26 protein-coding genes are annotated in these 26,624 nt (G+C 41.2%); 9 read left to right on the top strand and 17 right to left on the bottom strand.

Annotation, left to right across the window (positions count from 1 at the left end; all coding sequences use genetic code 11):
* Positions 1–149: 149 nt before the first annotated feature.
* Positions 150–1,487, bottom strand: coding sequence for an MFS transporter (locus MP622_RS15660; RefSeq protein ID WP_243791730.1), 1,338 nt, complete (start codon positions 1,485–1,487; stop codon positions 150–152).
* A 430-nt stretch (positions 1,488–1,917) separates the two neighbouring features.
* On the opposite strand from MP622_RS15660, the gene MP622_RS15655 reads away from it, so the two are divergent.
* Positions 1,918–2,490 carry a LuxR C-terminal-related transcriptional regulator gene (locus tag MP622_RS15655; protein WP_228155354.1) on the top strand — a complete coding sequence of 191 codons (573 nt, stop codon included), beginning with the start codon at positions 1,918–1,920 and terminating at the stop codon, positions 2,488–2,490.
* A 91-nt stretch (positions 2,491–2,581) separates the two neighbouring features.
* Here the strand turns inward: MP622_RS15655 and MP622_RS15650 are convergent, their stop codons facing one another.
* Positions 2,582–2,953 carry a hypothetical protein gene (locus MP622_RS15650; protein ID WP_243791728.1) on the bottom strand — a complete coding sequence of 124 codons (372 nt, stop codon included), beginning with the start codon at positions 2,951–2,953 and terminating at the stop codon, positions 2,582–2,584.
* 179 nt (positions 2,954–3,132) lie between these two features.
* On the bottom strand, positions 3,133–4,542 hold the full coding sequence (locus tag MP622_RS15645; protein WP_243791727.1) for an FAD-binding oxidoreductase: 1,410 nt from the start codon (positions 4,540–4,542) through the stop codon (positions 3,133–3,135).
* 355 nt (positions 4,543–4,897) lie between these two features.
* Here MP622_RS15645 and serA point away from each other — a divergent pair, with 355 nt between their 5' ends.
* The 4 genes from serA to MP622_RS15625 all read left to right on the top strand — a co-directional run bounded on the left by serA (position 4,898) and on the right by MP622_RS15625 (position 9,547).
* Entirely contained in the window at positions 4,898–6,130 is a 1,233-nt protein-coding gene (serA, locus tag MP622_RS15640; protein ID WP_016168665.1) for a phosphoglycerate dehydrogenase, read from the top strand.
* A 289-nt stretch (positions 6,131–6,419) separates the two neighbouring features.
* Positions 6,420–7,325 (top strand): EamA family transporter, encoded by a 906-nt coding sequence (locus MP622_RS15635; RefSeq protein ID WP_044739666.1) that lies wholly within the window; start codon positions 6,420–6,422, stop codon positions 7,323–7,325.
* A gap of 69 nt (positions 7,326–7,394) precedes the next feature.
* A complete protein-coding gene (locus MP622_RS15630; RefSeq protein WP_243791725.1) occupies positions 7,395–8,270 on the top strand; it encodes an EamA family transporter in 876 nt (291 codons plus the stop codon).
* A gap of 191 nt (positions 8,271–8,461) precedes the next feature.
* Positions 8,462–9,547, top strand: a complete 1,086-nt coding sequence (locus tag MP622_RS15625) for a glycosyltransferase (RefSeq protein ID WP_243791723.1) — start codon at positions 8,462–8,464, stop codon at positions 9,545–9,547.
* A gap of 75 nt (positions 9,548–9,622) precedes the next feature.
* Here the strand turns inward: MP622_RS15625 and MP622_RS15620 are convergent, their stop codons facing one another.
* Together MP622_RS15620 and truB are read right to left on the bottom strand one after the other, a co-directional pair.
* Positions 9,623–10,393 carry a TSUP family transporter gene (locus tag MP622_RS15620; RefSeq protein WP_044739669.1) on the bottom strand — a complete coding sequence of 257 codons (771 nt, stop codon included), beginning with the start codon at positions 10,391–10,393 and terminating at the stop codon, positions 9,623–9,625.
* Positions 10,394–10,406: 13 nt separating this feature from the next.
* Entirely contained in the window at positions 10,407–11,312 is a 906-nt protein-coding gene (gene truB / locus MP622_RS15615) for a tRNA pseudouridine(55) synthase TruB (protein ID WP_243791721.1), read from the bottom strand.
* Positions 11,313–11,465: 153 nt separating this feature from the next.
* On the opposite strand from truB, the gene MP622_RS15610 reads away from it, so the two are divergent.
* The 3 genes from MP622_RS15610 to MP622_RS15600 all read left to right on the top strand — a co-directional run bounded on the left by MP622_RS15610 (position 11,466) and on the right by MP622_RS15600 (position 14,659).
* Positions 11,466–12,503 carry a lipase secretion chaperone gene (locus MP622_RS15610; RefSeq protein WP_243791719.1) on the top strand — a complete coding sequence of 346 codons (1,038 nt, stop codon included), beginning with the start codon at positions 11,466–11,468 and terminating at the stop codon, positions 12,501–12,503.
* Between the two features lie 35 nt (positions 12,504–12,538).
* A complete protein-coding gene (locus MP622_RS15605; protein ID WP_016168673.1) occupies positions 12,539–13,522 on the top strand; it encodes a triacylglycerol lipase in 984 nt (327 codons plus the stop codon).
* Positions 13,523–13,687: 165 nt separating this feature from the next.
* The gene (locus MP622_RS15600; RefSeq protein WP_151504380.1) at positions 13,688–14,659 is read left to right on the top strand and encodes a triacylglycerol lipase; all 972 of its coding nucleotides are present in this window, start codon (positions 13,688–13,690) and stop codon (positions 14,657–14,659) included.
* A 56-nt stretch (positions 14,660–14,715) separates the two neighbouring features.
* On the opposite strand, the gene rplS is transcribed toward MP622_RS15600, so the two are convergent.
* The 12 genes from rplS to ispH all read right to left on the bottom strand — a co-directional run bounded on the left by rplS (position 14,716) and on the right by ispH (position 25,851).
* Positions 14,716–15,090: a 50S ribosomal protein L19 gene (gene rplS / locus MP622_RS15595; protein WP_016168675.1), complete on the bottom strand. Its 375-nt coding sequence runs from the start codon at positions 15,088–15,090 to the stop codon at positions 14,716–14,718.
* 187 nt (positions 15,091–15,277) lie between these two features.
* Positions 15,278–16,012: a tRNA (guanosine(37)-N1)-methyltransferase TrmD gene (trmD, locus tag MP622_RS15590; protein WP_151504381.1), complete on the bottom strand. Its 735-nt coding sequence runs from the start codon at positions 16,010–16,012 to the stop codon at positions 15,278–15,280.
* 27 nt (positions 16,013–16,039) lie between these two features.
* The gene (gene rimM / locus MP622_RS15585) at positions 16,040–16,588 is read right to left on the bottom strand and encodes a ribosome maturation factor RimM (protein WP_151504382.1); all 549 of its coding nucleotides are present in this window, start codon (positions 16,586–16,588) and stop codon (positions 16,040–16,042) included.
* Between the two features lie 25 nt (positions 16,589–16,613).
* Positions 16,614–16,871: a 30S ribosomal protein S16 gene (gene rpsP, locus MP622_RS15580; RefSeq protein ID WP_016168678.1), complete on the bottom strand. Its 258-nt coding sequence runs from the start codon at positions 16,869–16,871 to the stop codon at positions 16,614–16,616.
* A 146-nt stretch (positions 16,872–17,017) separates the two neighbouring features.
* Entirely contained in the window at positions 17,018–17,461 is a 444-nt protein-coding gene (locus MP622_RS15575; RefSeq protein WP_151504383.1) for a type IV pilin protein, read from the bottom strand.
* On the bottom strand, positions 17,461–17,931 hold the full coding sequence (locus MP622_RS15570; RefSeq protein ID WP_243793563.1) for a type IV pilin protein: 471 nt from the start codon (positions 17,929–17,931) through the stop codon (positions 17,461–17,463). Before MP622_RS15570 ends, MP622_RS15575 begins: the two co-directional genes overlap by 1 nt.
* A gap of 80 nt (positions 17,932–18,011) precedes the next feature.
* Positions 18,012–21,866: a PilC/PilY family type IV pilus protein gene (locus MP622_RS15565; protein ID WP_243791717.1), complete on the bottom strand. Its 3,855-nt coding sequence runs from the start codon at positions 21,864–21,866 to the stop codon at positions 18,012–18,014.
* Between the two features lie 17 nt (positions 21,867–21,883).
* Positions 21,884–22,711 carry a hypothetical protein gene (locus tag MP622_RS15560; protein ID WP_243791715.1) on the bottom strand — a complete coding sequence of 276 codons (828 nt, stop codon included), beginning with the start codon at positions 22,709–22,711 and terminating at the stop codon, positions 21,884–21,886.
* Positions 22,708–23,694 (bottom strand): PilW family protein, encoded by a 987-nt coding sequence (locus MP622_RS15555; protein ID WP_243791714.1) that lies wholly within the window; start codon positions 23,692–23,694, stop codon positions 22,708–22,710. The genes MP622_RS15560 and MP622_RS15555 overlap by 4 nt, the downstream gene beginning before the upstream one ends.
* Before the next feature lies 1 nt (position 23,695).
* Complete coding sequence (gene pilV / locus MP622_RS15550; protein WP_243791712.1) at positions 23,696–24,238, bottom strand: type IV pilus modification protein PilV; 543 nt, start codon at positions 24,236–24,238, stop codon at positions 23,696–23,698.
* Positions 24,238–24,735, bottom strand: a complete 498-nt coding sequence (locus MP622_RS15545) for a GspH/FimT family pseudopilin (protein ID WP_044739678.1) — start codon at positions 24,733–24,735, stop codon at positions 24,238–24,240. Before MP622_RS15545 ends, pilV begins: the two co-directional genes overlap by 1 nt.
* Positions 24,736–24,900: 165 nt before the next feature.
* Complete coding sequence (gene ispH / locus MP622_RS15540; RefSeq protein ID WP_044739679.1) at positions 24,901–25,851, bottom strand: 4-hydroxy-3-methylbut-2-enyl diphosphate reductase; 951 nt, start codon at positions 25,849–25,851, stop codon at positions 24,901–24,903.
* A 135-nt stretch (positions 25,852–25,986) separates the two neighbouring features.
* Here ispH and gmk point away from each other — a divergent pair, with 135 nt between their 5' ends.
* Positions 25,987–26,610 (top strand): guanylate kinase, encoded by a 624-nt coding sequence (gmk, locus tag MP622_RS15535; RefSeq protein ID WP_016168687.1) that lies wholly within the window; start codon positions 25,987–25,989, stop codon positions 26,608–26,610.
* Positions 26,611–26,624 lie beyond the last annotated feature (14 nt).

The following is a 26,624-nucleotide window of genomic DNA, read 5'->3' as shown; positions in this document are numbered from 1 at the left end:
GCTTAATACACCGTATTCACAAGGTGTCTAAGACAGTTTAATCAATTTCAGTTGTGAGATTTTTATCACTCAAGCTAGTACACCCACTAGGTCAAGTGGGTGTAGTTTAGCAGTTTATGCGTTGGGAATTGTAATTTTTGTTGTTATCACTAAGCAGAGATTTCTGTCTTCACTTTTATAGTCTTCTTTTCTGGGCTTACAAAATCGGGCTTCATAAAGAACGAACAGCTAATCGCAAAGACTGCCATACCCGCAATATAGCCAATAATTAAATGTGGACTACCATCACCAATACTTAACAGCTTGGTTGCAATCAGTGGAGCTAAACCACCACCTAATACACCGGCAAATTGCACCGAAATTGAAATACCGCTATAACGAATCTCAGCAGGGAATTGGCGTGCAAACAATTGAGCTTGTGGTGCATACATAATCGGAAACACGACACCAATTGCCAATACAATTGCAGTCCAAACCAGCACAGGATCTTTGGTATCCAACATAGTAAAAAATGGATAGCAATATAATCCTAACAATACCAACCCAAACATAAACATGTTCCGTTGCCCGACTTTATCTGAAAGATGTCCACACAAAGGTGTCATCACCATAATTAGGCCAGCACCACAAATTGTGGCGAATAAAATATCCTGACGTGGAATGCCTAACTTAGTCGTGGTATATGCCAAGGTAAATGTGGAAGCAATATAAAACCAAGCATTCTCCGCCGCACGTGCAAAAATGATGGTCAGTAATTCACGAGGATGATTCTTAAAAACTTGCATTGCAGGCACTTTAATGTCTTGAGCCTGCTCTTTCACTTTTTCAAAATCTGGTGATTCAGGTACTTTGACCCGAATGTACCAACCCACACCGAGCAACAAAATACTGGCTAAAAAAGGTAACCGCCATCCCCAACTAAATAGCGTCGCTTCAGGGAGTAAAGATACAGCACCTAAAGCAAGTGAAGCCAAGAGTAAGCCTCCTCCTGCACTGGCCTGCGGTAAACTTCCCCAAAACCCTTTACCACCTTCAGGCGCATGCTCAACAGCCATTAGCACTGCACCACCCCACTCTCCACCCATTGCCATACCTTGAATAAACCGCAGTACCACGAGACAGAACGTTGCCCAGTAACCAATGCTTTCATATGTAGGTAACAGCCCAATTAAAACGGTGGGAATTCCCATCATAATCAATGTGGTTAACAACATGGTTTTACGACCTATCTTGTCACCAAAGTGTCCAAACACTATCCCGCCTAAAGGTCTTCCAATAAATCCTACCGCATAGGTGGCGAAGGCTGCCAATACCCCTGTCAAAGGGTCTAAATTGGGGAAAAATAATTTATTAAAAATCAGTGCCGCTGCGGCACCATAAATGAAAAAATCGTACCATTCTATGGTCGTTCCCACCATGCTGGAGATTCCTGCCAAACGGTGCGAAGACTTTTTATGTGGAAGACCCGATCCTTGTATCTGCTCCATATTTACCTCTTGTATTTTTAATATTGTCTTCTGTTTTCACTTTCAAAACCGATCCTGATTTTTCTAAATAAAGTGATGACTGCTACATTGTTATACGCAATTGAATGCCGAGGATTTTCCTAATTTATAAATGAAATATTATAAAAGTGAACTAAAATTCACTAATTAATTAATGTGGATTAATCCTTCAACAGAGTCAATCTACTTAATTACTTAAGTAGTTTTTAATATTAAATTTTCCATTTAACTACAGTAACTTAATAAAACAATGTCTAATTTTTATTCCATAACATGTATCTAGCCATCACAGTGTTTTAATAAAAAAATTCAGCGCTAAACGCATCCAAAAGGGTAAAAAGGTCATTTTTTACAATTGTCAATTCGGCGTAATTTACTATATTGCTTAATATACTAAGTATGGATACTTATTATGATGAATTATAATAAATTGGCTTTTGCTTTTAGCCCTGCACCAATTGTAGTGCTTAGCAATCGGCACATGGTCGAAATGAATAGCGCTTTCTCACAGATGTTTGGCTATGAACGTGAAGAGCTAATGCATCACTCGATTATTAAAATTTTCCCCAGTATCGAAGACTATGAGAAAGTTGGAAATGATGCTTTGCAAAGTTTATTGCAAAAAAATAGCCTGTATTATTCCGATCAACGTTTTATGCAGCATAAAAGTGGAGAAATTTTCTGGACACATACTCATGGGCGTACGCTCACGCCAGAAGACCCTTTTAAATTAATGGTGTGGCATTTTGAACGTATTGAACAACATCCCCTTGTAAATAAGCAAAAGTTAACGAAACGAGAGTCTGAGATTACTCAACTGATTGTCAACGGATTAACTTGTAAAGAAATTGCACGGAAGCTGTCACTCTCGCATCGAACCGTAGAAGCTCATAAAGCCAATTTAATGAAAAAACTCGATGTCCATTCTAAACATGAACTTAGTTCCAAAATTATTATTCAAAATAATCTGATACATCATAAGTAATTATTTTGATTTATTTTTCAGTGAAGCCCAAATACAAAAGGCGTAAATTAATACGCCTTTTTATATCTATTGAAATCCATATTAAGCCAAATTAAGAACACTTTTCCGTTTGGAAATTCTTGGTATTTTTACCGCGCATACATTGATACGACTTTTCAGTTTCGATCAATTTCCAGTCATTATCCACATGTTTAAAACTATAGATGGTACGAACCGAACGAATAGAATCGTCCATTAAACCTGTTTCCGTCACTTTCACTTGCGCAGCCGTTGGTGCTTCTACACTATTAAAAAATTGACGAATTTCCACAGTAGATAACTCTTTGACTAAATCTGGACGCTCTTTTAATACTGTTGCTAATGGCGTATCTGGACTACTGACTTTATTGACTAAATTTTTTGTTGTCGCACAGCCTGCCAATAATCCTAAGCATAAGGCTGAAACCGAAACTAAACGCAACATGACAAATTCCCCATAGATATCATTACTTACTCGTAATGATGCATGGCTTAGCCACATAACTCTATGGCAACAATGTAGCATTTGTTTTTCTTGATTGAGATTCTTATCGATTTCATTAATGCATAAAAAAACACCACAATGTTGCCATTACGGTGTTTAGTATTTCATTCAATTTGAACTTATAAATCGAATAATTTACCAGGGTTCATAATCCCGTTTGGATCGAAAACTTTTTTCAAGGCTTTCATGTATTCAATTTCTTCGGCACTACGTGAATATTCCAAATATGGCTTTTTGGTCATGCCCACACCGTGCTCGGCAGAGATAGAACCGTCATATTTTTTCACAGTATCGAATACGTATTTATTCACCACCTGACATTTGGCAAAGAATTCGTCTTTGCTTAAATCAGCAGGTTTTAAAATATTTAAATGCAAGTTACCGTCACCAATATGACCAAACCAACAGATTTCAAAGTCTGGATAGTTTTCTGCCACAATACTGTCAATTTCTTGAATAAACGCAGGCACGTGCGTAATCAAAACTGAAATGTCATTTTTGTATGGGGTAAATGGCGCGATTGACTCAGAAATGTCTTCACGTAAACGCCATAAGCTTTCCACTTGCTCTAGGCTTTGGCTTAACACGCCATCCAGCACCCAACCTTGTTCCATGCAATGCTCAAAAATTTCCATCGCCTTGTCCATAATTGGCTCAAATGGCGCTTCAAATTCAAGTAACACATAGAATGGGCATTCTGTTTCAAATGGACGTTGCACATGACCATGATCGAGTACTTTCTGCATTGCCAATTCACCAAAGAATTCAAATGCAGTTAAATCAATTTTGGCTTGGAAGGCATGTAATACAGGCATCACCGCATTAAAATCAGGTACACCCAACACCATGACTTGAAGGTCTTGTGGTTGACGCTCTAATTTAATTTCAGCTTCAGTGACTAAACCTAAAGTACCTTCACCGCCAATGAACAAATGCTGTAGCGCATAACCCGTAGCATTTTTAATCATGCCTTTGTTTAAACGTAAAATGTCGCCTTTACCCGTCACTACGGTTAAACCCAACACCCAGTTACGAGTCATACCATATTTAATGACTTTAATGCCGCCCGCATTGGTACCAATATTGCCACCAATTTGCGAAGATCCCGCAGAAGCAAAATCTACTGGGTAGTACATGCCTTGTTCTTGGGCATAACGCTGTAATTGTTCAGTTACCACACCCGCTTGTACGCGCACCATACGGTCGGCAGGGAAAAATTCCAGAATCTGGTTCATTTTGTCCATGCTCACCACAATTTCACCATTGGCTGCTACAGCACCCGCAGATAAACCAGTACGACCACCCGATGGGGTTACCGCAACATTGTATTGGTTCGCAAGCTTAACAATGGCTTGAACTTGTTCAGTCGTTGCAGGGAAAACGATCACAGATGGGTTTGGATCAAAGTGTTTGGTATAATCCCGACCCCAATTTTGCAGGCTATCGGTATCCGTTTTAATACGGTTTTCGCCAACAATTTCGGTCAATTGGGTCAACAACTCTGGGATTAAAGCGACTGGAGCATTCATCGTTTTCAGACCTTGCAATGAAGTAAACAAGTGGTGTCGAATCTAATGCATTATTCAACTGAAACAGCGTAACAAAGGAACAATAACTAGACAGCACGTGAAGTAATGGACAGTGCATCTGCACCGTAATTTTTCACGGAGCATTATTATAAGCCATTTTTAACCAAAACCCGCAGAAAATCGCGTTTTAACAAGGTTACCTTGTAAATTACAGGCTTAGTTAGACCGATTACGACAGGTTGTGACGCATATTTCACCAAAATACCTGATCGCTGGGTCATAAAGGAAATGTATATCGACCTAAGTCCTATGTTATGATACCGCGACCAAATTTGGCCTTTGTAGCGGAGCCGTAATGAGCCAACATCTTTCCCTGCCTAAAGATAAAATTCGTTTCTTGTTGTTAGAAGGCGTTCACCAAAACGCAGTCGACACTTTAAATGCTGCTGGATACACCAACATCGATTATCGTAAAACTGCGCTTGAGGGTGAAGCGTTGAAAGAAGCGATCAAAGATGCACACTTCATTGGTATTCGTTCCCGTACTCAATTGACTGAAGAAATTTTTGAAGCAGCAAACAAACTGATTGCTGTGGGCTGTTTCTGTATCGGAACTAACCAGGTGAACTTAAATGCTGCGATGGTTCGCGGTATTCCAGTCTTTAACGCACCATATTCAAATACTCGTTCAGTGGCTGAACTTGTACTTGCAGAAGCTATTCTTCTTCTTCGCCGTGTACCTGAAAAATCGACAGATACACATGCAGGTGGCTGGAACAAATCTGCTGTAGGTTCATTTGAAACACGCGGTAAAACTTTAGGTATCGTAGGTTACGGTTCAATCGGTTCTCAACTTTCAGTTTTGGCTGAAAGCATGGGTATGAAAGTTATCTATTTTGATACAGTGACCAAATTACCTTTAGGTAATGCACGTCAAGTCGGTAGCATGGGTGAACTTCTTGCTAATGCTGATGTGGTTTCTTTACACGTTCCAGATGTTCCATCTACACGTAACTTCTTCGGTAAAGACCAATTTGCACAAATGAAAGAAGGTTCAATCTTCATCAATGCTGCACGTGGTACATGTGTCATCATCGAAGACTTAGCAGATGCCTTAAAATCAGGCCATCTTGCAGGTGCTGCGGTTGACGTGTTCCCGAAAGAGCCTAAAGCAAACGGTGAAGAATTTATTTCTCCATTACGTAACCTACCAAACGTGATCTTAACCCCGCACGTGGGTGGTTCGACCATGGAAGCGCAAGCAAATATTGGTTTAGAAGTTGCTGAGAAATTCGTTTCTTACTCAGACAAAGGCATGACCTTATCTGCTGTAAACTTCCCAGAAATTGCGTTGCCATTAACTGAAGGTAAACACCGCTTACTTCACATTCACAAGAATGTGCCTGGCGTACTTTCAAAAATCAACAACTTGTTTGCTGAACATGGCATCAATATCTCTGGTCAGTCTTTAATGACCAAAGGTGATGTTGGCTATTTAGTGATGGATGTTGATGCAACTGCATCTCAAGAAGCACTTGATACATTACAAGACGTTGAAGGTACAATCCGCGTTCGCGTATTGTTCTAAGTTATTCGATGTGAAAAACCACAGACTTGTGTCTGTGGTTTTTTATTGATTCATCCTCCGCTTAATTGAATCAATAAAGCGCATTTCACAACTTAAAATCGATCTATTACCTATAGGGAATAGATCGATTTTGTTTCAGCTCAGTATTCCAACCAACATGCTCATGCTTTGTTCTACATCTATTGCACTAATTTAGTTCATCCCTAACAAGCTATTTCCCCAGCACAGTGTTATGATTGAAAAAAATATACAAATTGATCATCTGTTATAAAACAAAATGTCCTAACTCATGCTGAACTTTAAAACCCCCTCCTATTTGCAAGCGGTTTTCCTGCTCTTTGTTGCCATGCTTTGTGTGCAAAGTAGCGGCTCATTAGCCAAAATTCTGTTTCAGCAATTTCCAGTTCTTACCGTTTCTGCCATGCGTATGCTGCTTGGTGCGCTCATTCTGGCAATTATTTTTCAAATCTGGAAAATTAATTTTAAAAACGTGCGCTGGTCTTCCATTTTAAGTTATGGCATCGCATTGGCAGGTATGAACGGCCTGTTTTATTTGTCGATTGAGCGGCTCCCTTTGGGCATTGCAGTTTCATTTGAATTTATTGGCCCCTTAAGCGTCGCCCTGTACTATGCTCGACAAAAATATGACTTCCTTTGGGTCAGTTTGGCAATTTTAGGCTTAATCTTGCTGTTTCCTTTTGACCAAGCCACACAATCACTCGATTTAACGGGCATTGCCTTCGCGATTGGTGCAGGGGCATGTTGGGCGGTTTATATTATTGCAGGTCAACGTCCATCGGGCATTTCAGGCAATCATACGGTATGTTTGGGTATGTTTGTCGGCATGTTGTGTTTAATGCCTGTCGCGATGTTTTCAGGTATGACCAGTGATGTTTTCCTCCCCTCCAATTTATTCTATTTTATTGGCTTGGCCATTCTGGCGAGTGCCTTACCTTTTACTTTGGAGATGATTGCCTTACGCAACCTTACGGCAATGAGCTTTGGGACTTTAATGAGTCTAGAGCCTGCGATTGCAGCATTATCAGGCTTCGTCTTTCTAAATGAACAATTACTCTGGACGCAGTGGTTAGCCCTAAGCACCATTATTATAGCTTCGATTGGCTGTACCTATACGACCCAACAAGCCAAACGTGCTAAACAAAGCAGTTTAGCATCTTCAAGCCAAACCGATTGAGATGAGTTGTACCAATTATCTCAATAACTTCATATTAGACCCACCGCCCAAATGTAGAGAAAAAGCGATATGCGCAACAGTCAACTCAGTGCTGTCTTATTTATGGTACTTTCCATGTTGTCCTATCAAGTCAGTGCCTCTTATGCTAAGCAGCTCATGCAAGCATTAGACCCTTTTACTGTGGTGACTTTACGGCTTAGCTTTGCGTCTATTTTGGTAGTGTTGATGTTCCGTTCATGGAAAATCATACAACGCTTACCTCATTTAAAATGGCGAGACTTATTATTTTACAGCGCCGCAGTCTGTGTCATGAATGTTTTGTTTTATGCCTCTTTAGGTAAATTACCGCAAGGCATTGCCGTCGGATTAGAGTTTTTAGGACCACTGACCTTAGCACTGCTCTCGATTAAACACAAAAGTGATTATATTTGGGTCGGACTCGCAATTGCGGGGATTGCTCTAATGGTACCGTGGCAAGATACCCATGCTCACAATTTTTCTTATATCGGTGCAGCATATGCATTAGGTGCAGGTATTTGTTGGGCATTTTATATTTATTTTGGTCAAAGAGTTGCTCGCCAAAATATGGGGATGCACGCACTGAGTATCGCCATCGTACTGTCAACGCTAATTTTATTGCCGATTAATAGCATTCGTCATCCTGACGCAATGTTGCAATTTCAATACTGGCCACAAGCTTTAATGATAGCCCTCTTAGCCACTGCAATTCCTTATACACTTGATTTAATGGCACTCAAACGTCTGAGTAAACTCAGCTATGGCACACTGTCGAGCTTATCTCCTGCTTTAGCGGCAATTGCAGGTATGCTGCTGTTAAAAGAACATATCACCCTCTGGCAAACTTTAGCGCTGATTTGCATTATGACCGCTTCGGTCGGGGTCACCTACCGTGCCAGTCGCACTGCACCAGATAACGAAAACTAAGTTCCCATCACGGCATTCTCCCCCTTTAGTGACTGTTGTATGCTTCTGACTGCATCAGCAGTCCCTTTTATTTCTCTACTCTGTTTCATCTTACAAATGCTGTCACATGGTTTCGCCTGAAGAATGGCTTGAATTTGCTGGTCTGAAAATCTACTATGAGAAAAAGAACAAAAGAGAAGATAAGAAGAACAATGCAGCCACATATCCGCCTCAATATGATTGTAAAAAATGAAACCGCGGTGATTTTACGTTGCTTAAAATCGGTCAAACCGTGGATCCATTCTTGGGTGATTGTTGATACAGGATCAACAGATGGTACACAACAACTGATTCAAGACTTTATGCAAGATCTGCCTGGCAAGTTATTTGAGCGCCCTTGGCACAATTTTGGTTTTAATCGTACTGAAGCCCTACAACTGGCACAAGATCCATCCCTACCACATGCCGATTACCTGATGTTTATTGATGCCGACCAAACTCTCATGGTAGATCCTGAATTTCAATGGGGCACTTTATCGGGCTTAGCCTATTATTTTGAATATATTTACGGGAATACCCGCTACCAATTAAATTCGCTTGTTTCAACCCAAGTGCCATGGAAATGGGAAGGTGTTTTACACGAATATTTAAACTCACCAAAACCCCATCAATGGCAGCTACTCAAAGGTCTTCATGTTTTTGTGCAGCATGATGGTGCCAGAGGGCATGATCCCACAACTTATCTCAAAGATATTGAAATTCTAAAACAAGGGATCAAAGATGAACCCAACAATCTCCGATATAAATTTTATTTAGCACAAAGTTATCAAGATGCAAATTTACCCGAACAAGCACTGCAAGCCTATCAAATACGCGCAGATGCAGGAGGATGGGAAGAAGAACGCTGGACAGCACAATTTCGTGCAGCAAAATTCATGGAAAAACTCAAGAAACCGATAACTGACATTCGTAACGCTTATTTGCAAGCTTGGGTGAGCCGTCCACAACGCGCAGAACCTTTATATGAGCTTGCACGCTACTATCGTGAACAAAAGCAATTTGAAACTGCATGTCAATTTGCCTTGCAAGCTTGCCAGATCAAACGACCAAGTGACATTTTATTTATCGATGACAGTGTCTACACATGGCGTGCGCTGGATGAACTGAGTGTTGCAGCATCTTATTGCCCACACTATAAAGAGGAAGGTAAAAAAGCCATCCTCAAATTATTGATGGAGCAAAAGTATCCAGTTTCCGAAGAGGCACGACTCATTGCCAACCTACGCTTCTATAAATAAAGAACCCTTGCTGAGGCAAGGGTAAGCTTAAAAATTGGATTTAGCTATTGATACAACATTGCATCCGTTGAGCTATTAAGCAGGAAAGAGAATTTGGTAACTCAATCGGACAATTAAAATAGACACTAATATTAAAAAGATGATGCGAATAAAACCACTGCCATATTTTAAAGCCAGTTTAACCCCAACCAAAGAGCCTGCTATATTGGCAGCAGCCATAGTTAAACCGATGCCAAACAACACATGACCTGCAGGTACGAAAAAACTCAGTGCAGCAAAATTGGTCATGAAATTGGCAATTTTGGAGAGCGCCGAAGCATGAAGAAAATCGACTTTTAAGTAGCGAATAAAATAGAAAATAAAGAAACTGCCCGTTCCTGGTCCAAAAATACCATCATAAAAGCCAATCAAGACACTGCCGACTGCTGCAAGTACCAGTATTTTAGTGGTGATTTCCTGTTGAAAATGTACCTGACCAAATTGTTTCTTCATGAATGTGTAAATTGCGATAATAATCAACATACACAGTACAAAGGGTTTCAGTACTTGGGTGGGAATCATGGAAACACAGGCGGCCCCCAAGTAGGAACTAATAAAAGCCCCCACTCCAATCACCAATAGCAATTTCCATGATAAGGATACGCGGCGCATAAATGAAAATGCCGCAGATGCTGTGCCAAAAATAGAAGAGAGCTTATTGGTACCAAAAACTGTGGCTGGCGCCAACTGTGGCATTGCCCCCATAATGGCGGGAATTTGAATGAGTCCACCACCACCCACAGCAGCATCGATTGCTCCCGCACAAAAAGCAAAGAAGACCAAACTCAGAATAAGATCAAGTTCCATAATATTGGGTCTCCTACAGATTCAAAACACGTTTAGGAATCAAACGCTTTCGATCGTTGATTTCAGCCAGACCCAAGCACTTATCACCATCAAAAACCAACACTTGTGCTTCAGCAGCATGATCAATATTACTTTCCATGCCACGACTAAAATATTCTGCCCGACCTTCTGGGACTTGAATTTGAGTAAAATGCTGTACGGGTGCATACACAGGCAATAACAGCGCTTCGCGCTCTTGTTCTGTTAAGCCTTCTAGATATTCAATGGTATAGCTTGGAATCAGTTCAAAATGACCCGTTTGAATGCGGTGCAAATAGGTTAAATGCCCATAGGTTCCTAAAGCTTTGGCAATATCTTCCCCCAACACACGAATATAGGTGCCTTTAGAGCAAGTTACATCTAAAGTAATGCTGTTTTCAGTAAAGGAAAGGAGCTGAATGGCTTCAATGGTTATTGGTCGTGCATCACGCTCCACTTCAATGCCTTTACGTGCCAATTCGTACAACGGACGACCCTGCTTTTTGAGGGCAGAATACATTGGAGGAATTTGCTGAATTTCTCCAACAAACTGATTCAATACATTCTGGATACTCTCTTCAGTCAATACTGGCACCGCTTGTTCGAGCAGTATCTCCCCTTCCACATCACCCGTCGTTGTGCTGTGGCCAAGCTGGATCGTGGTTTGATAACGCTTGGTTGAATCTAATAAGAAATGAGAAAACTTCGTTGCTTCACCAAAGCAAATGGGTAATAAACCAGATGCCAGTGGATCCAAAGCACCCGTATGTCCTGCTTTCTCTGCCCTCAATAACCAGCGCACTTTTTGTAATGCCGCATTTGAACTAATACCCAAGGGTTTATTTAATAAAAACACCCCGTTAACCGCGCGGCGCTGGATTTTTGCAGCAGATGATTTCATAACTCAAAACACGTATTTCAACTGCCGCAATACTAACAACCGCTCATCTACTTTTACAACTTTTCTGTTGTTTATTTGCGCTCGCATTGCACAATAAAACAAGTTCAGCAAATGAACCGCATAAAAATTAAAAATGGATATTGGGCATAGGATATGCAAAAAAAGAAATTATGGCTGATACTTGCCGTTGTAGTGATTATTCTACTTGGTTTTTTAGTGTGGCTTGCGCCGAGTGCAACCACTGGCTCCAACACCACAGCCTCTTCACTCGCAGATGCGCCGTCGAATTCTACATCGGCTCTTGCTGGGAATACAGCATTATCACATGACTCCACACAGCCTTTTGTCAGCACAAGCCAACAAGATACCGAAGTGAATTGTCAGCTTAGTTTAGATCAAAGTCAGCATTTAATCGTGAATGAACAAACGCGAAATTGCTTTGAATATTTCATTACTCAATACGGGGAAAAGCAGATTGATCAAATTAAGCAAGACTTCACGCGTTACATGCAAAAAGGCTACAAAGAGCCTGCTTTAAGCCAAATTATTGATTTATGGAATCGCTATATTGATTACCGTATTCAGTTAGGCAACTTAAAAGAACCCAACCTAGATAAACAAGACCCAGAGTACTATCGAAAAGTTTTTTCACTGATGAAAAACTTACGCACACAATTTTTTTCCCCTACTGAAATTGAGGGATTATTTGGTGCAGAAAATACCTACCATGAATATACCTTAGACCGCATGTCAATCATGGCAGATTCATCTCTAAATGAAGTTCAAAAGGCACAAAAACTAAAAGAACTATTTACCCAGTTGCCTGAAGATTGGCGTGAAAATTTGGAACAGTTGTCTAAGTTGGAAGATCTACGCAAATTGACCAGTGATATTAAAGCTCGCGGTGGTTCTGCTGATGAACTTCGCCAAATGCGCATGAATTTAGTCGGTGCTGATGCAACCGCTAGACTAGAACAACTAGACCAAGACCGAGGCCAATGGAAATCACGTGTGAATGACTACTTAATGCAGCGTGACCAAATTCTAAAGAGCCAGATGAGCGAATCTGCACAACAACAAGCCATTGCTCAATTACGCCAGCAACAATTTAAAAATCCACAAGAACAACTTCGACTTGGAACTTTTGAAACCACACATGACTCAGGAGGAAAACTACCCTTCGCAGAATAATTCTGCCCAACCAAACCTTTTTTCAGGATGAAAATATGTATAAAACGAAAAAAATAGCACATAGCATTTCACTGCTGGGTTTAGTCGCATGCATCGGATTCACGACCAGTTCGGTAACTGCGGGCGTGCTTAGCGTAAATACCACTGCTCAAAGTACCTATGCTAAAACCAAATACCCATTATTATTTACTCATGGGATGTTTGGTTTTAGCCGTGTTGGTGTCGCCGAATTCGGCTTAGATTATTGGTATCAAATTCTGCCCGATTTGGCACGTAATGGTGCAACCACCTTTGCCGCACAAATTTCGCCTTTAGAATCGACCGAAGTTCGTGGCGAACAACTGTTACAACAAGTCGAAGAAGTGATGGCTATTACGGGAAAACCCAAAGTCAATTTAATTGGACATAGTCATGGGGGACCGACGATTCGCTATGTCGAAGCAGTTAAACCACAATATGTCGCATCACTCACGGGGGTTGGTGCAACATTCAGAGGCTCCAAAGTCGCAGACGATTTACTGTCAAGCCAAACAGGTTCACAGCTCTTGAGCATCGCTACGGATTATATTATTGGACCACTTATTACCTTTGCCGAGGGGAACCCATCGCTGAAAAGCGATCTGAAAGCCTCGCTAACCTCGATCAGTGAAAAAGGTTCTCAAGTTTTCAATCAAAAATACCCAACCACAGCCTTAGCATCGGACTGTAGTAAAAGTGGAGCCAGCTCCAATAATGGGATTTACTATTATTCTTGGACAGGAACCTCTCAAGTGACCAACGTGATTGATGTTGCAGACAGTGCCATTTCGCTGCTGGCTCCAATCTCCTATATCAGCACTGACAATGACGGATTGGTTGCGCGTTGCAGCACCCATTTCGGCAAAGTCATTCGTGATAATTACGATTGGAATCACTTAGATGAAGTCAACCAAGTTTTGGGATTAAGAGGTCTCTTCAGCCCAGACCCAGTCGATGTTTATCGTCAACATGCCAACCGCTTAAAACTTCAAGGGCTTTAATACACCCTCCCGCTAAGCAGATGACTTAGCGGGATTTATTTAGAATTATAAAGTTACAATTTGTATTTAATTTAATCGGATTTATCTGCCCAATCCTCACTCCAACTTTATACTCATTTTGACAATTATTTTTGTCGATAGAAAAATTAAAATAGAGGAAGATCAATGAAATATGAACTATTGATAGCTGGACTGCTATCAACCTGCGTACTAAGCACCACCCAAACTCAAGCCAGCGCTTCACAAATTCAAGCTAAATACGTCACCTCAAACTATGCAAAAACCAAATACCCATTGGTCTTTGCACATGGTATGGGAGGATGGATTCGTGCAGGCACAGATGAACTGGGTGTAGATTATTGGTATCAAATTTTGCCTGATTTAGCACGTAATGGTGCCAACGCATGGGCAACACGCGTTTCGCCCTTTAATAGTTCCGAAGTTCGTGGGGAACAACTGCTACAACAAGTCGATGAAATTTTAGCAATTACTGGTGCAAGCAAAGTCAATTTACTGGGGCATAGTCACGGTGGGCATAGTATTGCTTATGTTTCAAATGTTGCCCCCTCTAAAGTTGCGTCATCAACTGCAATATCAAGCCCTTTAAAAGGCTCTCCTGTGGCTGATCTGATTATTTCAGCTCAAGGTACACCATTAGAGCAGCCCTTGGTCAGTCTGATTAACTTTGGTTCTAAAGCGATTGTATGGGCACAACAGCAGGATCCTAATTCACTCCCGCATGATGCCCTTGCTGCTGGAAAAAGCTTAAGTCAGGCAGGATCTAAATCATTTAGTCAAAAGTATGCTTTAGGTATGCCGAAGACAGCCTGCGGTGAAGGTGCTGCAACAGAAAATGGCATTTACTTCTATTCGTTCTCTGGTAATTCAACTCTAACCAATATCCTTGATCCTGATTCATTATTGGCAGCAACAGGTTTATTGATGCAAGCTCCGAATGACAATGATGGCTTGGTCTCACGTTGTAGCGCAAAGTATGGCAAAACCATTCGAGATAATTACAACTGGAACCACTTAGATGTGATTAATCAGTTCTTTGCTTTGCGTTCGGTATTCTCACCAGATCCAGTCGATGTTTATCGTCAACATGCCAACCGTTTAAAACTTCAAGGGCTCTAAAGTTTGGCCAAAAAAAATGCGCCAAACGGCGCATTTTTTCACTCAAATAAAACTGATTAAGCAACAGTTTTACGAGCTGGTAACTTTTCACGAATACGTGCAGCTTTACCAGACAATTCACGTAGGTAGTAAAGTTTAGCACGACGAACGTCACCACGACGTTTCACTTCGATTTTAGCAACGATTGGAGAATGAGTTTGGAATACACGCTCAACACCAACACCGCTCGAAATTTTACGTACTGTGAACGCAGAGTTCAAACCACGGTTTTTCTTCGCGATTACAACACCTTCAAATGCTTGAAGACGCTCACGATCACCTTCTTTTACTTTTACCTGAACGATAACAGTGTCACCTGGTGCAAAAGCAGGGATGTCTTGTTTAAGCTGTGCATTTTCAACAGCTTGTACTAAAGGATGCTTACCGCTCATGGGGTATCTCCAATATGTGTGGGTCAGAAGAGGTCTGAGATCCACTGGGTATAGAGGCTAAAGCGCATAGACCCGATTGACTTTCCCTTTATGCTTGACCGCTTCAAGACATAAAGAGCCTAATAAACAACACTTCAACACAACCGTTCAAGCATTGGATTCGGAAAATAACCTGAAGTTATCTCCCTTATAAATCTTTGAGCCATTTTTTTTGCTGCTTGGTCAACTCTACCTTTTCCACCAACTCAGGTCGGCGTTCAAGAGTCCGCTGATATCGCTGCAAAAACCGCCATTTTTCAATGTTGGCATGATGTCCCGACTTTAAAATATCGGGCACATCCAAACCCTCAAAATGGTCTGGCTTGGTATATTGTGGGCAATCTAACAGACCGTCCACAAAAGAATCTTGCACAGCTGACTGCTCATCAGACATGGTATTCGGCAAACGTCGAATAATACTGTCCAACAAGACCATCGCTGGAAGCTCTCCACCAGATAAAACGTAATCCCCAATTGACCATTCCTGATCAACATATTTTTGGATTAAACGTTCATCTACCCCTTCATAACGACCGCATAACACAATCAATCCGTCATAATCGACAAACTGTTGCACCGCAGGCTCATTTAAGGTTTTGCCTTGTGGCGACATATACACCACAGGAACATGGATGGCTCCCGCTTGCTCTGCAAGTTGTTTGGCATGTTGAATCGCTTTTGCCAAAGGCTCTGCCATCATCACCATACCTGGACCACCACCAAAGGGACGTTCATCCACTCTTTTGTAGTTGCCCTCAGCAAATTCACGTGGGTTAATACAATGGACTTGTACAATGTCACGTTTTGCTGCGCGCCCGCTAATACCGTAGGCTGTAATCGCTTCAAACATTTCAGGAAAAAGCGTAATGACTGCAAAAAACATCGCAGACTCCCGTATTTCCAAAAATAATTAGTAATCTACGCCCCAATTCACGTAAATACGACCAGCTTCGAGATCAACGCGTTGTACCACATCTTTATGCCATGGAATCATCCGCTCTTCACTATCGATGCTTTCAGCAGTTGCGCGAACCACCATCACATCATTAGCGCCTGTTTCAAACATTTCATGGATTTGACCAAGATTGACTTCTTGTTCTTCATCATTCAAACCTAACACCGTTAAGCCCTTTAAATCAGACCAATAATACTCGTCCACGCCTGCTTGAGGCAGTTGCGATTTTGAAATCCAAACATTTGCACCAACCAAATTATCTGCTGCTGTGCGATCACTCACACCTTTCAGCGAAACAACCAAGCCTTTGCCATGTGGTTTCCAACGTTTTACATCTACTGTTTGCCAACCTGCTTTGGTCTCAATGTACCAAGGCAGGTAGTCAAAGATGTTGCTCATAGGTTCTGTATTGGAATAGACCCAGAGCCACCCATTTAATCCATATGCTGAACGTAACTGTCCAATCTGAATACGATCTTCGGGAACATTCTGTGTTGGTGTCATGGGCTACCTACTACTTAATCTAAAATTATGCAGTAGCTGCAGCTTTCTTAGCTTGAGCAGCTAAAGAAGCAACACGATCAGAAGGTTGAGCACCTTGTGCTACCCAGTGAGCAAAACGGTCAGCATCTAAACGAAGTTTTTCTGCTTTACCTTGAGCTGTCGGGTTGAAGAAACCAATACGTTCGATGAAACGACCGTCACGAGCATTACGGCTATCAGTCACAATGATTTGATAGAACGGACGTTTTTTAGCACCACCGCGTGCAAGACGAATAACTACCATGATACAACCTTATAGTTTTTACGGATTATCCCTGTACCGACCATCGATACACTTCAAACCCCTTTCATAGAGGGCGACATTCTACGCTAAATTCTGCAAGAGGGAAAGATCAAAAAATGATTTATCCACAGTTTTGAATTTAGAGCTTAGCGACCATCCCAAGTTGAACTAGCTGACAGCACACATGTGGTTGCAGCTTTTGACCAGTATTTTTGTCCTTGATCATTTAAACAGATAACCCCATTACCATCTTGAACTGTCCCTGATTTAGGTGTAGCAATCAACAACCAACCATTCGTATTAGCAGAACTATTTGTTAATGCAACATTATTTCTATCTGTGAGCGTGAAATCATACATCCCATCAGAAGTTTGAGCCGAACCATGCACATTGGATAATGTTCTTCCCGCAAAGTTACTGTTGGCAAGTTTATAATTCGCCAAACTACGTGCAACTTGTAACATTTCAGCTTGTGCATCAGCTCTTTGTACACGGACCTTGTAACCTGTATAAGATGGGTAAGCAATTGCCGCAAGAATTCCAATAATTGCTACAACAATCATTAACTCGATAAGTGTAAAGCCCTTCATTACCAACTTTCGCTCCCTGTTGCAGATGTTCCACAATCAGAATATGTGACATTTGCTCTTGTTTTATTCTTGCAACGTAAACCAGAACTGGTCATTAAAAAATTATAGTTTTTTACATCACTGGTTTCAGCAATCATTGCCCAACGCCGTGCTCTAATTGCTGGCGAAGCGGTCGTATCTGTTAATAACTTGGTCGGATCATCACCATCACGAATAGTAATGGTGTATTTAATGCCTGAGCTAGTTGCCCCCCGTGGCAAGGTTACAGAATTCATCGCACCTGTAACCCCATAAATAAAATTGGGATCAAACCCTCTATAAGAAAAGTTACGTGATTTATGGCGCTCCAATTGTTCCGCAATTTTTTGCAGTTCTTGTTGCGCTAATCCTGCGTCTGCACGACGTACATAATTCAAATAGCTTGGTATTGCAATCGCAGCAAAAATTGCCACGATCACAATAACAATCATCAATTCAATTAAGGTAAAACCTTGTTGTCCTCGCCCTAAATTACACCAAACAGCATGTAATTTAGGGATTTTATTGTTATTTATTGCACCCATTTTTCATACCACCGTGTTGGATTGACAATTCGACGGCATTCCCATTTACCCACCCCTCCCTGATTGGTACTGATAGTTGATTCGCAGTCCGGTCCACCTGTACCCGAACCTGTTGGCACTAAAGCAATACCACGAATACCCGAACCAATTGGATTATCATTACACTCAGCCACACCAGCAGGGCATCCTGTCGTTTTTGTAACAAATCCTGTCCCACCTTCTCGAGTAATATCAACGGCACCGCTCGTAGTCAAACATGCACCAAATGGTAAGCAATACCTTTGACGGTCTGTTTCACCCACCACACGCGGTAAACATGGGTTTTGTGGTGCAATACCCGTACCTTGCGGGTCATATACCGGCACAATTAGATTTCCCGTAATCGCCATTGGTTCTTCAAAGGCCTTCATTCCACCTAGTACACGGAAGCTTCCTCCAGCACGCTCTGTACCAGCTCCATTACTTGAAAGTGAACGATACCAACCATCTTTACTTGCACTTGTACCAATAAAGGTAGATGCAACAACACCTGATAATAATTGTGGATTTTTTTGCAAATTCGCGAGGGTCTTATTTTGAGACTCTAAGGTTGGAGAACCTGTAATTAAATTACGCTTAATAAAGTCACGATCAATAATACCATATACGTTATTGACCAACCGATCAGTCAAGGCTGTGGTTGGTAACATACCATCACGACCTACACTCGGATAAACATCAAGTGGTGTGCTTCGGTTACCGGATGCCAAACCAACAAGAATAAATGTAGTCGCCCCTTGATCATGAATCGTTACGGTTGGTGCCTCATAAAAACGTGGATTTTTACCTAAAGTCAATGCCGCACCAGTCGTCCCATCCGTTGCAAGATTTGCTAAACGAGCAACACGCACACCAAATGCACTGTAAGTTGACCCAGATAAAGTTTGGCTATTATTTAAGTCAGCACGAAAGACTTGCCCACCTAAATCACCGAAATAAAGATGATCAATCAGACCATCTGCATCACGATCCAGTGCACTGATGCGGCTTACCACACTGTGCGTCATATTGGCATTATTTGTGTCTGCACCAGTCGAACTTGCCCACCAGATACGCTCACCTGTTTTTGCATCAATAATATAAACTGCATTTCCTTGAGCAGCTGACTTATTATTACAAGTGGTATCAGGATAATCTGTTGTTGCAACAGTTGCTCCTAAACGGAAGCTAGGGTTTTCATAACATTGATCATAGCCCCCACCAACAATCATAACGCGACGAATTGCGCCGTTATAACGAATATTTGCCAATACTGGTTTAGACCAAGACTGTCCCATTCGACTGTAATTAGAGATATCAGGACCAACTCTAAATAATAACTTCGGACTCGTAGGGGTCAACACATCTAAACCATAATAGCTGCTCCCCCCCATACGTAACCCGCCATAAATATTCATTTGGCGTGCTTTAACCATACTACTTTCTGAAGATGATGCAGCTTTTTGAGTTTTATAAGCAGGATCTGCCACCCATGCACCATCCACGCCATCTACAGGCGCATTGGTGTCATCTTGTCCTTTTACCAATGCTTTAGATGATACTGTGCCTCTTAATAATTCAGCAGGAACAAATACCATTTGCTCTACACCAGTTTCACCATCGACCAAATGCAAACCGCCATCCATTGTTCCATACAATACTGATTGACTTCGGGTACTAGTTAATTCTCCAGCACTGTCTAGCGTACCTGAGTAAGTCAACTGAACTGGGAAGGAGTGAATACTTCCGCCCATTGCTAAATATGGCGAATTTGGAGTAGTCAACGTGGTTGGCAGAGCTGTAGCCGTCTCGTCTAGAGGAACACTATAACCCAAATAGTTTAATAACTTTTGCTTGACCAATAATGGGAAATCTTTAAGCGTTGTTTGGGTACCAAACTGACTCAAAATATAGGTTGTGATATTAGAAGAGGGTAAAGTTCCACTTGGAATAGTAAGCAAGCTCGCGCCATTTGCAGCATTCGTTAAAGTAGCTCCCCCAGTCGCAGATACATCGGTATACAAGCGACGTAGTTGATTAGCATTTGCTGTATAAGCATATTGTTTTGGGGTCACACTTAAATTTTGAGATTGCCCTAGAATTGGCATTGGAACTTTGGAATAAGCACCACCTAGAGTAATAATGCCGCCATCATTATAACTTTCATTCTGATAAACACTTGCACTGTTCCATAAGTCCTTGGTGTTGGCTTGGAAACCACCATCTGTATTATAAACCAAGGTTGTACCATTCGCCGCAGCGAAAGCACCAGCATTCGTACCAGAAAGCAAAACTTGATATTTCTTTAAGTTCCCAGCCCAAATAACTTTATTACTCTGAGGGTTTGGCTCTAAAGCACGCAAATAACCATAAGGTTGCAAACCATTTGGGTTCAAACTATCCACTGGCACTGAAATCGCACCCGTAGTTAATGGCTCCAAAGGTGCAGCACCCAAGTTATTAATAAAGGCAATTACACTATCAGTTACCCCTGTCGAACTTTGTGTTGTAAAGAATCCACCATTACCATAACCAGGATAAGTTACCGAGTATGCTCCTTGGTTCGGAGAACAAGCATCGTCACCCGCTCTATCAGCCTGCGAACGTGAACTTAGCTTACATGCATTCTGCACATAAGACTGACTCAAGCTATTCATTTCATTACCAAAACCTACAAAAGCAGTTTGGATAGAAACACCTGCTGGATTGGTAGATGCATTAAAGAGCTTCTTAGCAAATTCCCCCATACAGTCCCAACCAGAATCACTTCCCCCACCAGTTAAACCACCTGAACAACTAAAATCTGCTCCATAGGTACTACCTAATGCAGTAGACATAATTTTTGTTGCTTCACTTACTGAAGTATTATTCGCTGCACCATCCGATAAGACATAAACCCCTTGTCCATCACATGAGACTCTGTCTGCTACAGCTGGTAATGGTGATTTATACCTTGCATTCGCATTTGAAGCAGTACGATCAACCACAATTCCCGGATTAGATGTTGTATCGTTCGCCTTGGAGCTTGGCATACCACTGTTACTATCATATAGTGTTTTTGTTTCAACCACGTAATAATAATAATAGTCATAAGTACCATCATAATAAGTGTCATATTGGACACCATTAACAAAACCTGACGGTTGGGATGTAGCCCAACTTGACCAATAGCTATTACTTCTACAACTTTGCCATAAGTTTGTGTAATCGATGCCACTGTCCCGATACTGGGTACAATAGCTATAATTGGTCTGGTTATTTGATCTTCTGACTCGCTTAATAAAACTGTCTTTCCGAATATCATAATTCATTTCTGAATATGTAGTGGTTCCCATTAAGTACGCTGCCGCCTCAGCATACGCATGTGCTGTAGGTGTATAGCTATTTGCCGTTAAATTCTGAACAGCCTGTTTAAGTTTATATCGTTGGGAACCGACTGTATTTAAGGTACTCACATCACCTAATGGAGCAGCAGGGACCAAGATATTACCTGTCTGCCCATCACCCCCTGTAGAATAATTCCCTAACCCAACTCGCACATCGGTCAAAATAGGGTTATTACTTCCCAAAAATGCATACATCCCTTGTTGCAAACGGTATAAACGTGAGCCTGTTTGTCCTGAATCTGAATTACCCATAGATCCTGATGTATCCAACATCATGACAATTGTTTTTTTACCCGCACTTGGCTTAGCGTAAATTTGCAAATCTGTTGCTTGTACCACAGATGACGTAATGAGCAACGTCCCTGTGAACACTACTGAAAATACAGCACCAGTATGAATTTGGGTGCGATCTTTTCGCTCAAACTTATTTGGTTTCATTATTGTTCTCCCACTCATCATGGTGCTGTGACTTGAATATCACGTTTACGTAAATCAATTTCTTGGACTTGAGTATTCACAGGAATACCATAACTTCTTAAACAATCAGCAACCGTTCTTTTTCCAGAAACGGCATCATCAATATTGTCATTGATATACCCCACTGTACTTGAAGAGCCGATACATTCACTTTGTACCGTCGCAAGATTTTCTGTTGAATATGCTGGCATAATTGCTGTTGACGTAACACGTACACGAGCCTCAACTTTTCCTTTAGACGTATTTGATTGCAAACTTACATCTGTATCTCGTGCAAGTGTTGAACCTGGATTTGCATCTGTTATGGCGTCAGTAGGAATGCGAACAGCAACTTGAGTCACTACTGCCTGACGAGCACTCCCATAATCAGCCTCTAAATCACAAAACCCACTACGATTGGTCTGGGTCGAATCTATTGTCGCTTTGCTATCTGCAGGATCACCTTTAGCAGGTGGCACTAGCACTGTCGTATCAAGTGCTGAACCCAATTTGAGATTAGATGTTGGTTTATAACAAAAAATGATTTCTTTACCAGGTGCAACCTTGTTTTCTTCAATCGCCTTACCTATCGCACCACTCAAAACCGTTAAATCATTATAATTAGAGACGTTTAAAAATTGATTAGTCGGTGTATCACCTGTTTGCAATAAAAGCTGCCCCACTTGACTATTGGTCGCAATGTTTAAGGATGTGATTGCCACACGGATACCGATGATGCCCACAATCGTAATGAGCAATAACATGAATAACACAACTATCAATGTCGCACCACGCTGTGCTTGGTGAGTTAAAGTACTGTGTTTCATAGTGCTTCTCCTAAACCATTGCGCAATGTAATATTGGTGGTATATACACGACGAGCAAATTTTGTGGTTGTATTATTTAACGTAACGTTTTGATTCAAAATTGGAATTTGCTTCGTTAAATCAATAGCCGAATTATTAGTATTGTCCATTGATCGCACCAAGACCCCAAGTTTTACAGAGATAATACGTGGTGGAATTCTAGATGCTGCACGTTCAGTTGTTGCAAGTGTCCGATATTGATTAATTGTGTAATATGCCAAGTTCCCCAAATCATTTCTTACACCCAATTGCACTGTAAAATGATCTACACGCGGAATAATAATTTCTCCCGCGTCACCAAAACCATTAATTGTTGTGGGTGGCAAAACTGGTGTTGTTCCAGCAGCAGTTGGTTGATTTGCATCACACGCTAGTCCATAGTCTGTACCAGAGGTAGCAGTTGCAGGATCTCGTCTAACAAAATATCGTTGTATAACATAGTCACCCGCTTGAACATTTGCTCCTTCGCAATTTATCATCGCATTTGGAGAAATGAATTGGATGGTCAACTGGTCGCTAGTAAGGTTAACATTCGAAAGTCCACGCCATTCATTTGTTACAGTACTTAAGGTGTCGCCTTGACTGTGGCTTAATAAGCCATTTGAAACAAATGGAGTAGAAGCTGGAATAGGAATATTCGCTGTTGTGACTGTAGCCGTTCTTGCAGTCAGGACTACCCCACCCCATGAGGTTTGTTCATTTAGTTCAGGATTGGTCGTGTTAGCATAATTGGCTAATCGAATGTCTTTGGCAATATAATCCAAACCAAATACACCACTATTTTGTAACTCTGCACTTGCCTCTTGCATGCGAGAAGACAGCAATCCCCCAGTAAATAATTGAATTGCAGCAGCACTAATCAATAACCCCAAAACTAGGGCTACCATCAATTCAACTAAGGTAAAACCTTGTTGTTTTGTCATAGAAACATAGTTGTTATTCATTTTAATATGCCTCCATCATCAAACAACGTGCAGTATTTACATAAATTCCATTAGATGACATACATTGACTAACATCAGCCGCAGATGACGTTGCTGTTATAGTTGTATTATCCCATGCTGCATATAAGCATTGTCTTCTAACAGGCGCACTTGAAACACCTGGACATTCCGCCATCGTAATTTTCATCCCAATTTCAAATGCTGACTTTGCTGCATTATAGGCATCGTAATTCGCCATTTGCGCTGGAGTACATAATGTTGAAGGATTGAAACAAGATGGAGTTGGGGCTGTTGGAGTTGCTGTAATAGATGTATAACCCCGAACAGCCGTTGCATAATTAGCTTGACCTGCACCATTTGCGCGAATATTTTCAGCCAAACCTCTTAGAATTAATATCCCTTGAGATTTAGTCAAAGCTTCAGATGAAGCATCAATTGCACGTAGTTGTAAGGCAACATAGCCTAGTACACCAATTGCCAATAGCAATAAAGCAACCAGCACTTCCATAAGCCCTACGCCAGCTTGATATTTATTGTAGTTCATTAGCAGGTTCCTGAACTTTGACTAACTGCACCTAAACGTTGCACGGTTATCGTCCGTGAATTTCCAGAAGCACAGATATTAAATGAGACCTGAGCATTAGCGCTGCCAGTAGAGTTAAATAATGCTGCAGTGCTACTTGTTGATTGTACTGTCACAGCAGGATCCACCATGACTTGAAAAACGCGATCAATTTGCACTGTTTGTTTCTGCGTGTTCGTCATGGATGAATAGTTTGGAATTACTGCAGTTGCACATTCATCTTTTGTGAAATCATCATCACTATTGGTTTTATTTGGACATACTGCAACTGTTGTTCTCAATAGTGCCGCTTGAGATTTAGCTTGATTAAGCGTTGTAATAAAGTCGCGTGCGTTACCATTCAATTTTTGTCTTACAACCAAATTCCCAAAAGAAGGTGCTGCCATAGTCGCAATAATCACCAATACAGCAATTGTCACTAGTAGCTCTATTAAGGTGAACCCTCGATTTGTTCGCATACGCCCTCCCCAAGGCAATTAATCTTTTACCCTATTTAAAATCATATTTCTTTTTTTTACAAAACGAACACAAAAAGGATAAATGGCATAAAAAAACAGATGATTGCCAAAAAGCAATCATCTGTCAAATTATGAATAAAAATAAAATGTTAAGTAATTATCACTTTAAGCTTGTGTTACAGGGATACGTAACTCTTTTGGCAAACTAAAGGTAATGTTTTCTTCACGTCCAGCAAGCTCTTCTGGCACTTTCGCACCCCAATCTTGTAAACGCTGAATGACTTGTTTAATCAAAATTTCAGGCGCAGATGCGCCAGCTGTTACTCCAATTTTAGTATTCTCATCAAACCAATCTTTCTGTAATTGTTCAGCATTATCCACCAAATACGCTGCTTTCCCCATACGCTCTGCCAGCTCACGCAAACGATTCGAATTCGAAGAATTCGGAGAGCCTACGACCAGCACCACATCGCATTGCTCAGCTAAATCACGTACCGCATCTTGACGGTTTTGTGTGGCATAACAAATATCATCTTTACGAGGCCCTTGAATCTTCGGAAATTTTTTGCGCAGTGCATCAATTACTTTAGCTGTGTCATCAATCGATAATGTCGTTTGCGTTACAAAAGCCACTTTATCAGGATGACGCACATTCAACTGAGCGACATCTTCTTCATCTTCAACCAGATAAATATCGCCCCCATTTTTTTTGTCATATTGTCCCATCGTGCCTTCCACTTCAGGATGACCTTCATGACCAATCAAAATGGCTTCCACCCCTTCACGGGCATATTTAGTGACTTCAATATGTACTTTGGTGACCAAAGGACAAGTTGCATCAAAAACTTTTAAACCGCGACGTTCTGCCTCTTGCTGTACCGCTTTAGATACGCCATGTGCACTAAAAATCACGATATTGTCATCAGGTACTTCATCTAACTCATCAACAAAAATCGCACCACGCTGACGTAAATCATCCACGACAAATTTGTTGTGTACCACTTCATGACGCACATAAATTGGCGGCTGAAAACACTCAAGTGCACGATTTACAATCGCAATGGCTCGGTCTACCCCTGCACAAAAACCACGTGGATTAGCCAATACAATTTCCATAAAACCCTCATTGCTCACTTCAATGCACGTCATGCAAAACTAAATTTATGCAAACTAAAATTCGACTAGCTATTTAGTTTGCAACACATCTACTCTAAAATAGAGAGGATATTTTATCATATCAGGAAAAATATCATGTCGGGTCTCTTGTTTGTCGTTTCTGCTGCGTCAGGAACTGGCAAAACATCTCTCGTAAAAGCCCTGCTTGAGCGTGTAAGTAATTTACATGTTTCTGTATCTCATACCACTCGTGGGCAGCGTCCTGGTGAACTTGATGGTGTGCATTACCATTTCACTCAAAAAGAAAACTTTCTGACTTTAGTGGATCAAGGCGGTTTTATTGAGTATGCAGAAGTCTTTGGCAATTATTACGGCACTGCGCAAGCGACTGTAAAAGAGCAACTCGCCAAAGGACATGATGTTTTACTAGAAATTGACTGGCAAGGTGCAGAACAAGTTCGCAAATTGTTCCCAGAATCAATACAGATTTTCATTTTACCACCAAGTCAGTTTGATTTACGTCAACGTCTATCTAATCGTGGTACAGACAGTGTAGAAGTGATTGAACATCGTTTAAGCTGTGCAGTTGAAGACATGCAACAATTTGTTAATTTTGACTATGTCATTATTAATGATGACTTTAATAAAGCCTTGCATGATCTTGAATCTGTCATTACAGCAAACCGTTTGGTTCTAACGCAGCAAGCCAACCGCCATCAAGACTTAATTCAAAAGTTGATCACTCCAGTTGAATCATGATTAAAACTTGAGTC

It is taken from the genome of Acinetobacter sp. PK01 (genome assembly GCF_022819285.1).
Lineage (GTDB): Bacteria > Pseudomonadota > Gammaproteobacteria > Pseudomonadales > Moraxellaceae > Acinetobacter > Acinetobacter tandoii.
Note: the sequence above shows the minus strand (reverse complement) of the source record. Positions and strands in the feature narration are given on the sequence as shown.

Bases quoted from the DNA above. Each gene is read 5' to 3' on its own strand.
- MP622_RS15660 (WP_243791730.1), bottom strand. From the start codon at position 1,487: ATGGAGCAGATACAAGGATCGGGTCTTCCACATAAAAAGTCTTCGCAC.
- MP622_RS15655 (WP_228155354.1), top strand. From the start codon at position 1,918: ATGATGAATTATAATAAATTGGCTTTTGCTTTTAGCCCTGCACCAATT.
- MP622_RS15650 (WP_243791728.1), bottom strand. From the start codon at position 2,953: ATGTTGCGTTTAGTTTCGGTTTCAGCCTTATGCTTAGGATTATTGGCA.
- MP622_RS15645 (WP_243791727.1), bottom strand. From the start codon at position 4,542: ATGAATGCTCCAGTCGCTTTAATCCCAGAGTTGTTGACCCAATTGACC.
- serA (WP_016168665.1), top strand. From the start codon at position 4,898: ATGAGCCAACATCTTTCCCTGCCTAAAGATAAAATTCGTTTCTTGTTG.
- MP622_RS15635 (WP_044739666.1), top strand. From the start codon at position 6,420: ATGCTGAACTTTAAAACCCCCTCCTATTTGCAAGCGGTTTTCCTGCTC.
- MP622_RS15630 (WP_243791725.1), top strand. From the start codon at position 7,395: ATGCGCAACAGTCAACTCAGTGCTGTCTTATTTATGGTACTTTCCATG.
- MP622_RS15625 (WP_243791723.1), top strand. From the start codon at position 8,462: ATGCAGCCACATATCCGCCTCAATATGATTGTAAAAAATGAAACCGCG.
- MP622_RS15620 (WP_044739669.1), bottom strand. From the start codon at position 10,393: ATGGAACTTGATCTTATTCTGAGTTTGGTCTTCTTTGCTTTTTGTGCG.
- truB (WP_243791721.1), bottom strand. From the start codon at position 11,312: ATGAAATCATCTGCTGCAAAAATCCAGCGCCGCGCGGTTAACGGGGTG.
- MP622_RS15610 (WP_243791719.1), top strand. From the start codon at position 11,466: ATGCAAAAAAAGAAATTATGGCTGATACTTGCCGTTGTAGTGATTATT.
- MP622_RS15605 (WP_016168673.1), top strand. From the start codon at position 12,539: ATGTATAAAACGAAAAAAATAGCACATAGCATTTCACTGCTGGGTTTA.
- MP622_RS15600 (WP_151504380.1), top strand. From the start codon at position 13,688: ATGAAATATGAACTATTGATAGCTGGACTGCTATCAACCTGCGTACTA.
- rplS (WP_016168675.1), bottom strand. From the start codon at position 15,090: ATGAGCGGTAAGCATCCTTTAGTACAAGCTGTTGAAAATGCACAGCTT.
- trmD (WP_151504381.1), bottom strand. From the start codon at position 16,012: ATGTTTTTTGCAGTCATTACGCTTTTTCCTGAAATGTTTGAAGCGATT.
- rimM (WP_151504382.1), bottom strand. From the start codon at position 16,588: ATGACACCAACACAGAATGTTCCCGAAGATCGTATTCAGATTGGACAG.
- rpsP (WP_016168678.1), bottom strand. From the start codon at position 16,871: ATGGTAGTTATTCGTCTTGCACGCGGTGGTGCTAAAAAACGTCCGTTC.
- MP622_RS15575 (WP_151504383.1), bottom strand. From the start codon at position 17,461: ATGAAGGGCTTTACACTTATCGAGTTAATGATTGTTGTAGCAATTATT.
- MP622_RS15570 (WP_243793563.1), bottom strand. From the start codon at position 17,931: ATGATTGTTATTGTGATCGTGGCAATTTTTGCTGCGATTGCAATACCA.
- MP622_RS15565 (WP_243791717.1), bottom strand. From the start codon at position 21,866: ATGAAACCAAATAAGTTTGAGCGAAAAGATCGCACCCAAATTCATACT.
- MP622_RS15560 (WP_243791715.1), bottom strand. From the start codon at position 22,711: ATGAAACACAGTACTTTAACTCACCAAGCACAGCGTGGTGCGACATTG.
- MP622_RS15555 (WP_243791714.1), bottom strand. From the start codon at position 23,694: ATGAATAACAACTATGTTTCTATGACAAAACAACAAGGTTTTACCTTA.
- pilV (WP_243791712.1), bottom strand. From the start codon at position 24,238: ATGAACTACAATAAATATCAAGCTGGCGTAGGGCTTATGGAAGTGCTG.
- MP622_RS15545 (WP_044739678.1), bottom strand. From the start codon at position 24,735: ATGCGAACAAATCGAGGGTTCACCTTAATAGAGCTACTAGTGACAATT.
- ispH (WP_044739679.1), bottom strand. From the start codon at position 25,851: ATGGAAATTGTATTGGCTAATCCACGTGGTTTTTGTGCAGGGGTAGAC.
- gmk (WP_016168687.1), top strand. From the start codon at position 25,987: ATGTCGGGTCTCTTGTTTGTCGTTTCTGCTGCGTCAGGAACTGGCAAA.